The organism is Pseudescherichia vulneris, from assembly GCF_902164725.1.
Classification (GTDB): domain Bacteria; phylum Pseudomonadota; class Gammaproteobacteria; order Enterobacterales; family Enterobacteriaceae; genus Pseudescherichia; species Pseudescherichia vulneris.
In genome coordinates, this window is sequence record NZ_LR607338.1 from 2,521,452 (window position 1) to 2,530,594 (window position 9,143).

Annotated in this window: 6 protein-coding genes; 3 read left to right on the forward strand and 3 right to left on the reverse strand. The window is 60.3% G+C overall.

The annotated features are described in order from the left end of the window. Positions 1–166: 166 nt before the first annotated feature. Complete coding sequence (locus tag FN633_RS10760; protein WP_072015224.1) at positions 167–340, forward strand: GhoT/OrtT family toxin; 174 nt, start codon at positions 167–169, stop codon at positions 338–340. 54 nt (positions 341–394) lie between these two features. Here the strand turns inward: FN633_RS10760 and FN633_RS10765 are convergent, their stop codons facing one another. Genes FN633_RS10765 through FN633_RS10775 form a run of 3 tightly spaced genes read right to left on the reverse strand, consistent with a single transcriptional unit; the run spans position 395 to position 6,919 of the window. Further along, the gene (locus FN633_RS10765; RefSeq protein ID WP_154057705.1) at positions 395–2,569 is read right to left on the reverse strand and encodes a virulence factor SrfC family protein; all 2,175 of its coding nucleotides are present in this window, start codon (positions 2,567–2,569) and stop codon (positions 395–397) included. Beyond that, positions 2,566–5,547, reverse strand: a complete 2,982-nt coding sequence (locus FN633_RS10770; RefSeq protein WP_154057706.1) for a virulence factor SrfB — start codon at positions 5,545–5,547, stop codon at positions 2,566–2,568. The genes FN633_RS10765 and FN633_RS10770 overlap by 4 nt, the downstream gene beginning before the upstream one ends. A 4-nt stretch (positions 5,548–5,551) precedes the next feature. Then, entirely contained in the window at positions 5,552–6,919 is a 1,368-nt protein-coding gene (locus FN633_RS10775) for an SrfA family protein (RefSeq protein ID WP_154057707.1), read from the reverse strand. A gap of 292 nt (positions 6,920–7,211) precedes the next feature. Between FN633_RS10775 and FN633_RS10780 the strand changes: the two genes are divergently transcribed. Both FN633_RS10780 and FN633_RS10785 read left to right on the forward strand, forming a co-directional pair. Then, on the forward strand, positions 7,212–8,810 hold the full coding sequence (locus FN633_RS10780; protein WP_154058908.1) for an ABC transporter substrate-binding protein: 1,599 nt from the start codon (positions 7,212–7,214) through the stop codon (positions 8,808–8,810). Positions 8,811–8,827: 17 nt separating this feature from the next. Further along, positions 8,828–9,061 carry a DUF2526 family protein gene (locus tag FN633_RS10785; protein ID WP_154057708.1) on the forward strand — a complete coding sequence of 78 codons (234 nt, stop codon included), beginning with the start codon at positions 8,828–8,830 and terminating at the stop codon, positions 9,059–9,061. The last annotated feature ends 82 nt before the right edge of the window (positions 9,062–9,143 follow it).

Consider the following 9,143-nt stretch of genomic DNA (forward strand, 5'->3'; position numbering starts at 1 on the left):
GCAAATCTGTACCGCCGCCTGCCTGTCTTGCTCTTCTATTCGCCTTTCGCCCTCGACATAATCGACAAGTCCGGTTTCCCTCGCTTTCGCAGGGATAAAGCTTGATTTACATCAATAAAAAATGCATATTGCGCGCGTTTTATTCTATTTTGAGCAAATGTCGGCTATGACCCTATACCAAAAAATGCTGGTCTTCTACGCCGTGATGGCGACGATCTGTGCACTCATCACCTGGTTCCTGTCAAAGGATCGCAAGCGGATCCGCTTCCTGTGTGCGTTTCTGATCGGCTCGACCTGGCCGATGAGCTTTCCGGTGGCGCTGCTGATCTCCCTGTTCTAAGGGTGCGGCCGTAAAGAGGGTCCCCGGCGCGCGCTGCGTCACCGGGGGAGCCGATTAAGGCAGAAGCGTTAATAACGTTTTGCGCTGGGCATCCGTCACGTCGGAGGGGTGCTGATAGCCAATGTTCTCGTTGCTGCGGGTATAGAGCGCCACCAGCCAGTCATAAACGTAGCGTGTCGCGGCGTGAACCGGCTGATCGCCCAGTCGCGTCAGTCTGCCTTCGGTGTGGGCTGGCGCATCGGTGCTGAAGATTGCGCTGCCTTTCTGGATGCGGCTGGCCGGGCGCTGGTCTATCGCAACGTCGGCGTAGCCAAGCCAGGCAATCAGATTGCCAATCGCCGCATGCAGCTGCGCTGCGCAAGCGTTATCCCGCTGCATCAGGGTTTGCAGCTGGCTGGCGAGATCCAGCCGGTAGCTGGTGGTGATAATCGTGTCCGCTACCTGGCGCAGCGTAGCCGGGGTGATGCCCAGCCGTGCCGCGCTCTCCGCGCTGCGGCTCCACTGGCGAAGATGATTCACCCACATGGCGTGCGCCTGCTGACCGGCATCCCGGGCGGCACTGGCGCGTTCCGGCATCTCCTGCGCATCGGCAAAGAGATCGATCGCCTCGTTAAACAGGCCGCTCACCTTCTCCTCACGCGGCAGCTGTACCTTCCACAGGGCATCAAACTGCTTCATCTCTGGCAGCACTCCTTCCAGCAGTTCACCATGGCGTCCAGCCTGGCCTTGCAGCTCGCGAATGGCCGATTCGGCAAGGGCGCGGCGGGTATCCGCATCCTCTGTTAGCGGCGAGAGCAGGGGCTGCATCAGATCGCGCAGCATCCGATCGTGGCGCACGCGCAGGGCAGTCAGTCGGCTCAGGCGCAGCGACGGCGTGGTGGCCTGAGATAGCCACTCAATCAGCCGCTGCAGGCTGCTGGCGTCGAGCGCCTGCAGGGTCCCCCAGCGCTGTCCAGGTTTGCCCAGCAGCTGCTGCACGGTTTCATCAAGATTCAGCGAGGTGGTAAACCGCGCGTCCTGAGGCGTAATCGCCCACACCAGTCCTGGCAGCGCTGTCTCCTGGCCCGACTGCGTCTCCTGCACCCAGTTCAACAAGGCCCTGGCCGTGACGGCGGTGGCACTGCGCTGCGGCGTGGCGTTGCAGATCATCAGCACGTCCGGCTGGAGCTGCTGACGATAGCGCTCCAGCAGCCAGCGGCACTTGCTGTGCCAGAGCGGGCGTTGAGGCTGCGCCGCCGGGCAGGGAATATCGACAATGTCTACCCCGTCCAGCACGCTGTTTTCAACGCACAGCACCAGCTCGTAGGTCAGCAGGGAGAGAGTGGCGAGGGGAATGCTTACCGCGTTTTGCAGCTCGTCTTTTGACAGAGGATGAACCACTACCTCCGCCTGCGCCTCCATGCTCTCTGCCGCCAGTGGGTTCAAGAATCCCTCCGTCGGCAGGGCAAAGTTATCTACCAGCAGGCTTAGCGGCGCAGCCAGCTCGGCGGCATTGCCGGTCTGATGCAGAACGTGCGCCAGGGCTAGCCACTGCTGGGTCAGCGCCTGCTGCTCACCCCACAGCAGCGACCAGGCGCTGGCCCGGGCACGCAGATCGAGGGAGGGGATCAGGGTAGCGAGCTGGTACCACAGGCCGTCGTCGATCTGCTGCTGTGCGGCAGGCACGGTGGTGCGCCAGAACGCGGCGATAGCGCCGACGTCCTCAGCGGTGAGGCCCGCCACCGGATGCGGCTGACGCAGCCCGCCCCAGCGGTTAAGGCGATCTTCAATCACCGCCCGGTCGACAAGGTGGCGTTCCTGCTGTCCGGCGGCATGGGCGATAAAGACCTGCACCAGCTCCGCTTCGCTAATCAGACGTAGACGCAGTGGAAACGCATCGTCAACGTTTTGAACGTCAGTGGTGAAGCGCAGCGCCATGCCGGTCAGGGCATGACCCGGATTGATATGGCTCAGGTAATCGAAACTCTTCTCGCCAGCCTTGACGTTAATCCGTCCACTGCCGCTGCTGCACAGGGCGGCAAGCAGATGGGCTTTCGCCGCCTGGGCGTGACCATAGAGGCCCACCGTGCGGGCCTGGCTAGCGGCGCGGGCCAGCACGCTCTCGTGCGCGGCGGCGGCGGTCAGGCGCAGCAATAGGGCGTCGGCGTCATCGTCAAGCAGCGGGGCGTGCTGGCGGGTCTCATCTATCCATGCCATTAATGCCTGGGAGGTTTTGCTCACATCTCTCATTTTAGGTACACGCTCCCGCTGTCAATCCAGTAGTGGCTGCCGCTGTGGCGGCGATCGGCCAGGGTGTTCAGTTTAAACGTCAACGCATCGGCGGCGACCGGCGTTCCGTCCTGTAGCCAGGCCTCGCTCAGGGTGAACGCTTCCGGCCCCAGCGCCTTGCTGCCGCCGGTGAGGGCCAGCCGCACGTTCAGCACGCCGTCGCCAGCGATGGCTTTCGCCAGCTCCGGCGAGTTAATGCTCAAAGTATAGAGCGGCGTTGCGGGCCAGCGGGCGTTGGCGAGCTGGCGGAAGCCCAGCGTGACGTTGCCGCGCAGCGGAAAGTGCAGGCGGGCATCCAGTTTGGCACCCGACTTATCCAGATCGATATCTTCATACCAGACGTTCTCGTCGCGCAGGGTATTTACCACATTATCCAGCACGCCGAGATAGCGCACGGTTGAGTAAGCCCCAATATCCGCTGCTTTAAAGTTAAAGCGCGGCAGGCGCAGATCCAGCGCCAGGCTGCACAGCATCGCCCCAACGGCGGCGGTGGATTTCGGATTGCCGATCCGCCCCTGCTGGCTAAACGGATACCACTCGTGCACCCGGTACTTATCCAGCCACACCATTCGATTAACCGGAACCGGCTGCAGGTGGCGGATCAGCGCCTGCACGCCCGGCAGGCAGCCCGGACGCCCGGTGACCAGCAGCACGTCGCAGCCGTAGTGGGAGATAGCTTCACATACGGCATGGATCGGCGCGGTCAGGGTGAACTGTCCGCCCAGCATCGCTGCCTGCAGATCGCTAAAGTTTACCTGCAGCGGCACGGCAAAGAGATCGAACGCCGGGGCGCTGGCTGGCAGGGCGTGATCGATGGCCTGCTTGAGGTAGTTCATAACGTTGCGCGTCGGCTGCTGGGTCAGCAGGTCGCCAAAGGTGGCGTGCAGCCCTGCCAGCGGATCGTTGATATCGCTTTGCTCCCAGGCTGAGAGGATCGCATGGCCGATCGGCATAAAGAGTTGCAGCGTGGTCTGTTGACGCAGCACCGCCTGGGTGTCGATGCGGCCAGAGTCGCCAAACAGCGTTGCCATGAGCGCGGCGGCGTCGGCGATCCCCGACTTTTGCAGCTGGGTTTGCAGGGCGGGCAGCACACAGCGTTGGATAATATCCAGCAGAATATCGTCACCTGCTACTTTAAACCCTTCCCGGAACAGCAGGTGCGGGGTGATCTTGACGTTGCTCCCGGTTCCGTCATCCAGCTGATAGTGGACGATGGCCATATCGGTGGTGCCGCCGCCGATATCGATCGACGCTACCCGCAGGGCGCGGCCCGGCGTTTCGTCCGGCGCACCGATGCGGTCCGGGCGGGCGAGGGAGGCAAAAAAGGTCTCGGTCTGTCCGGCGTAGTGGGAGATGGCTTCGTTATAGAGCCAGACCAGCTGGCCACAGCTCGCCTCATCCCACTCCATCTGGATCTGCGGGACGGGCACCACGCTCTTATCGCGCTGCTTGCTGTTAGCGAAATCGTCATCCTGCGGGTGCCAGCCCATCGCTTTCCATACCAGGGCGATGGCTTCAAACATGCGGCGGCGGAAGATCTCGCGCTCCTGCTTTGGCATCGCCGAGGGCAGGGTCAGAATAATGGTGCGCAGCTGGCGCGGCGAGGCTGGGAAGCCAAGACGCAGGCGCGTCGCCACGCTGTTGATCTGCCCTAAAGCCTGAGCCAGCAGCTCGCACAGCATATGCGTCATCAGCGTGCTGCGGCTGTACTGGGGCGAGAACACCGGCAGGCGCTCATCCAGCGGCAGGGTGTAGAGCGGCTGGCCGTCGTCGTTCATCAGGTTCATTAGCGGGAAGGCGGTTGCCAACGGCTCGCGCAGGGACTTACTGTTCATCTGGCTAAAGCGCCAGTCCTGTAGCACCGGGGTCTCATCCCACAGGTAACGGCGCGGGCTGGAGATACCGCTGTTGCCTTCGGTCCCCAGGCGCTGCATCGCCAGCTTGCGGGCCTCGTCGCCCACGCGAACGATCGAGGGCCAGACGAAGGCATCTTCGCGCCCGCTCTCCACGGAGAAGTGCTGTTTGCCGAAGCGGGCTTCGGAGAACTCCAGCCGGCTGGTAAACAGCGGCTCGTTTAAAAACTGCGGCTCGCTCAGGGAGCGCACCTGCAGCTCTGCCGTCTGGCGCAGGCCATCGTTGGCGTCGCCCTGATCTTCAATGATAACGCCGCAGGTATGGGTGTTGCCGACATCGAGGATCAGATCTACCGGAATAGCCGGGGTGCTTAGGGTATGGGTAACGATTTTAACTTCTGGCACCGTCAGCTGCTCGCCCAGCAGGGTAAGCAGGTTGAGCCAGTGGGCCTGATACTCAAAGCCGCGCAGGGCCTGGGCAATCTCCCGCTCGCTGCGGTTTTCGACGCTGGTGGCGTAGTGCAAAAACGCCTCGCGTAGCCAGCCATCAATCCAGGTCTGATCGAGAAAATCAAACACCTCGTCGTCGCGCCATGCCAGCGCAAAGCGGGTACCGTTCAGGATGTCATTGGTGACCGGGGCCAACGCCCCAGGCGAGAGATCGTTGATCTGACTGTCCAGCGCCAGGGTCACGCGGTGGGTGTTGCCTGCGCTGTCCGGCTCGGCCAGCTTGCGGATCTGCACGCGAGCCCAGTTATCCGGGCCTTCCACGAAGGTACGCGGCGGGTTAAAGCGCAAGAAAGGTATGGGCAGCCAGACGCCGTCCAGCACCGACAGCGACTCAAGCAGCGGCAGGGTGATCTCCGGCTTCACGACCTCGGGCTGGCCGCCGTCGCGGGTGGGCAGCGTATAGCGGCTGTTGATCAGATCGTAATCGAGACGCAGCAGCGGCCCGTTAGCGGTTTTTCGTACAAAGCGTCCGCTCTGTAAGGAAGCCTGCGGCGTCAGGCCAAAGTCGAGAAACTGCACGCCGCTGTTGGCAATCAGCGTGACGCTCTGTTTGTAATCGCAAAGATTAACCAGCATAAAATCAGGAACCTGTTTTTCTGAACGTCAACGGAACAATGGTTTTGGCATCATACCGGGCGCTGCACTGGGCAACGTCGCTGGTGCCTGCGGTGCAGGAGATCTCCGGCATCGGGTAGCGAGAGCCGTCGCTGCAGCGCGCGTGACCGCGGCTTTTGATCATCAGGACGCCGGTGTCGTGCAGGCCAGAGAAGATCTCAGACCGGCAGACAATATTTTTACCCTGCACCAGGCGGGCGGTGCCTTTGTTATTCTGGATGTCGAAGCGCAGCGTAGGCGGCTTGCCGGTCACTTCATCTTTGATATCCAGCATCACGCGCCAGCTGCCGTTAAGAAAACGGGTGCTGCCGGCTTTAACCTGGTTGGCATCCATCACCAGCGCATCTTTCGGGATAGCGGTGATGGTCGGTTCGCTGGCTTTCTCTACCACCGGGGCAGGCGCTGCTTTGGCCGCCACCACTTCCGCCTGATGCAGCGGCAGCGAGGCCGTGAGCACCGGCGCAGGCTCAGCCTCGACCGGGGCAGGCGCGATGGTTTGCGGAGCCGCGGGCTGCGCGGCGGTTGTTTTAATGGCAGGCGTTGATTCAGGCTCTGCGGGCTGATGCGGCCAGAGCAGCGGGGCGGCAACGGCGGCGACCACCACGGCGGCCACCGGCAGCGCCCATAGACCAACGCGGCGCTTAGGAGGAACAGGCGCAGCGTCAACGGCGGCAGGCGACACAACCGGTGCGGGCGCGGGTTCAAGCTGCGGCGGTTCGGGAGGCTGTTGAGTCGTCATCTCCGGCACGGCGGCCAGCAACGGTTCATCGGCTTTGCTGAAGGTCGCCACGGCAGGGGCTTCCTCTTCAACATCGCTCTCTTCCGGCATCTCGATGATCGGGGCAGGCGGCTCCTCTTCCCGCAGGCAGGCGAGCACATCCTCGCGGGCGCTCTCGTTCAGGTCAACAAAGCCCCAGAAGGTAATGACCGGTTTGCCATCCACGAGGAACACGTGGTTCACGCCGGGAAACTGCAGCGCTTTCGCCAGCAGGGAGCCAAACAGCTGCTGGGCGGTTTTCGGCGACTGCAGGCTTTTCCGGCTCAGGGCCGCGGCGCTGTCGAGCGTGCTTTCCAGAAAACGCAGGGCGCGGAAGCGGGACTCGTCGTCCGCCGCTTTCCAGCTTACCGCCCGACCCTCGACCGGGGAGTACCAGTCCACGCGATCGCCGTCGTCGTTAATCTGCGGTATGGCGAGGCAGTCCACCATCGCCTGCTGCTTACGCAGACGTAACGCTTCACGAATTTGCAATGCCGAATCAAAGACGGCCTGGCCGCCACCGCCAACGGCCTGAAAATCATCCAGATCGCCGCTGCGCAAGAGAGTTTTTGCCACGTTTTCATCCCATAGACTTCTTCACGCCTCTACTTTACGAGATGTAATAGCAAGCAAACGGTGGAGGAGAGGCAAAAAGCGGTGAATTCTCGTGGCATTGCGCGGACGCTTTTTACTTGACGTTTGCGGAATACCTTAAGGCAAACTAAACGGTGGGGAAAGGCGAAGAAATCAGCAAAATCAACTGCTTTGGCATAACCTGATAGTGATTCGTTATTTGCCAGATTTTCACTGCTATGCTGAGATCACGTTTTAATAAAATAATAAGGTTTTAATTATGTTTTCAGGAAAACTGTCTACCGGCAAAACGCTGCTCGCGCTGGCGCTCAGCACGCTTCTGCCCGCGAGTGCGGCATGGGCGGCAGCCAACGATACCCTTATTTATTGCTCTGAAGCCTCTCCGGAATCCTTTAACCCGCAGATTGCCAGCTCTGGCCCGAGCTTTGTCGCCAGCTCCCAGACGCTCTATAACCGCCTGATCAACTTCGACCCGGTGAAAAACACCCCGGTGCCGTCACTGGCAACCAGCTGGACTATCTCCCCGGACGGTAAGACCTACACCTTTACTCTGCGTCAGGGCGTGAAATTTAACAGCAATAAGTACTTCAAGCCGACCCGCGACTTTAATGCCGATGATGTGATCTTCTCGGTGATGCGTCAGAAAGACGCTAACCACCCGTATCACAACGTCTCTCAGGGCAACTACGAATACTTCAACGATGTCGGCCTCGACAAGCTGATCAAAGAAGTCAAAAAGGTCGATGATTACCATGTCCAGTTCGTCCTGAACGAGCCCAATGCTGCGTTCCTTGCCGACTGGGGCATGGATTTTGCCTCGATCCTCTCGGCAGAATACGCGGATGCCATGCTGAAAAAGGGCACCCCGGAGAATGTCGATACCTGGCCAATCGGTACCGGGCCGTATGCGCTGCAGCAGTATAAGCGTGACGCGCTGATCCGTTATATTGCTAACCCAAATTACTGGGACGGTGAGGTGCCGACGAAGCACCTGATCTTCTCTATCACCCCGAACGTGGAGACGCGGCTGGCGAAGCTGCAAACCAACGAGTGCCAGATTATTCCTGCGCCGTCCCCGGTTCAGTTCGACGTGATCAAAAAGAACAAAGATCTGGCTCTACATTCGGTAGATGCATTGAACGTCGGCTATCTCGCATTCAATACCGAGAAAAAACCTTTTGATAACGTGCTGGTGCGCCAGGCGCTGAACTATGCCACCGATAAAAAGGCCATTGTTAACGCCGTCTTCTTGGGCTCCGGCACGGTAGCGAAATCGCCGCTGCCGCCAAACATGCTCGGCTTTAATAAAGACCTCAAAAATTACGCTTACGATCCGGAGAAGGCCAAGGCGCTGCTGAAGCAGGCCGGTCTGGAGAAGGGCGCGGAGGTCACGCTGTGGTCAATGCCGGTACAGCGTCCTTACAATCCGAACTCGAAGCGTATTGCCGAAATGATCCAGAGCGACTGGGCGAAGGTAGGCGTGAAGGCGAAGATTGTCTCCTACGAGTGGGGTGAATACCTCTCAGGAATGCGCAAAGGCGAGCATGACAGCGCGCTGTTTGGCTGGATGTCCGACAATGGCGATCCAGACAACTTTGCTGACGTGCTGCTGGGCTGTGATAGCATTGAAACCGGCTCGAACGCCGCCCGCTGGTGTGATAAAACCTATGATGGGCTGGTGAAAAAGGCGAAGCTAACCTCCGTACCGGAAGAGCGCGCCAGGCTGTACTCCCTGGCGCAAGAGGTGTTCTACCAGCAGGCCCCGTGGATTGCGCTGGCGAACGGTAAAACCTTCTATGCCACCCGCAGCAACGTAACCGGGTATAGCGTTAGCCTGATGGGCAGTGATTTCTCAAAAGCTAAACTGAATTAACAGACACAGGAGAGGATATGTCGCATTTGGAAGAGGTTGTCACGCGCGTGGATGCCGCTATCAAGGAGAGCGTGATTGCGCATATGAATGAGCTGCTGGTCGAGCTCAGCAATGACGCAGCGCTGAGCCGGGAAGATCGCTATACCCAGCAGCAGCGCCTGCGTAACACCATCGCCCACAAGGGACGGCACCATCAGGAAGAGGTGGAGGCGCGCCGCGAACAGCTCACCAAAAACGGGACTATCCTCTAGTCATTATAAACGCCGGGCGGCACTGCGTTTGCCCGGCCTACGTAAGCACGGTGTAATTTGTAGGCCCAGTAAGCGTAGCGCC

Excerpts from the sequence above, each read along its gene's own strand:
- FN633_RS10760 (WP_072015224.1), top strand. The coding sequence starts at position 167 with ATGACCCTATACCAAAAAATGCTGGTCTTCTACGCCGTGATGGCGACG.
- FN633_RS10765 (WP_154057705.1), bottom strand. The coding sequence starts at position 2,569 with ATGAGAGATGTGAGCAAAACCTCCCAGGCATTAATGGCATGGATAGAT.
- FN633_RS10770 (WP_154057706.1), bottom strand. The coding sequence starts at position 5,547 with ATGCTGGTTAATCTTTGCGATTACAAACAGAGCGTCACGCTGATTGCC.
- FN633_RS10785 (WP_154057708.1), top strand. The coding sequence starts at position 8,828 with ATGTCGCATTTGGAAGAGGTTGTCACGCGCGTGGATGCCGCTATCAAG.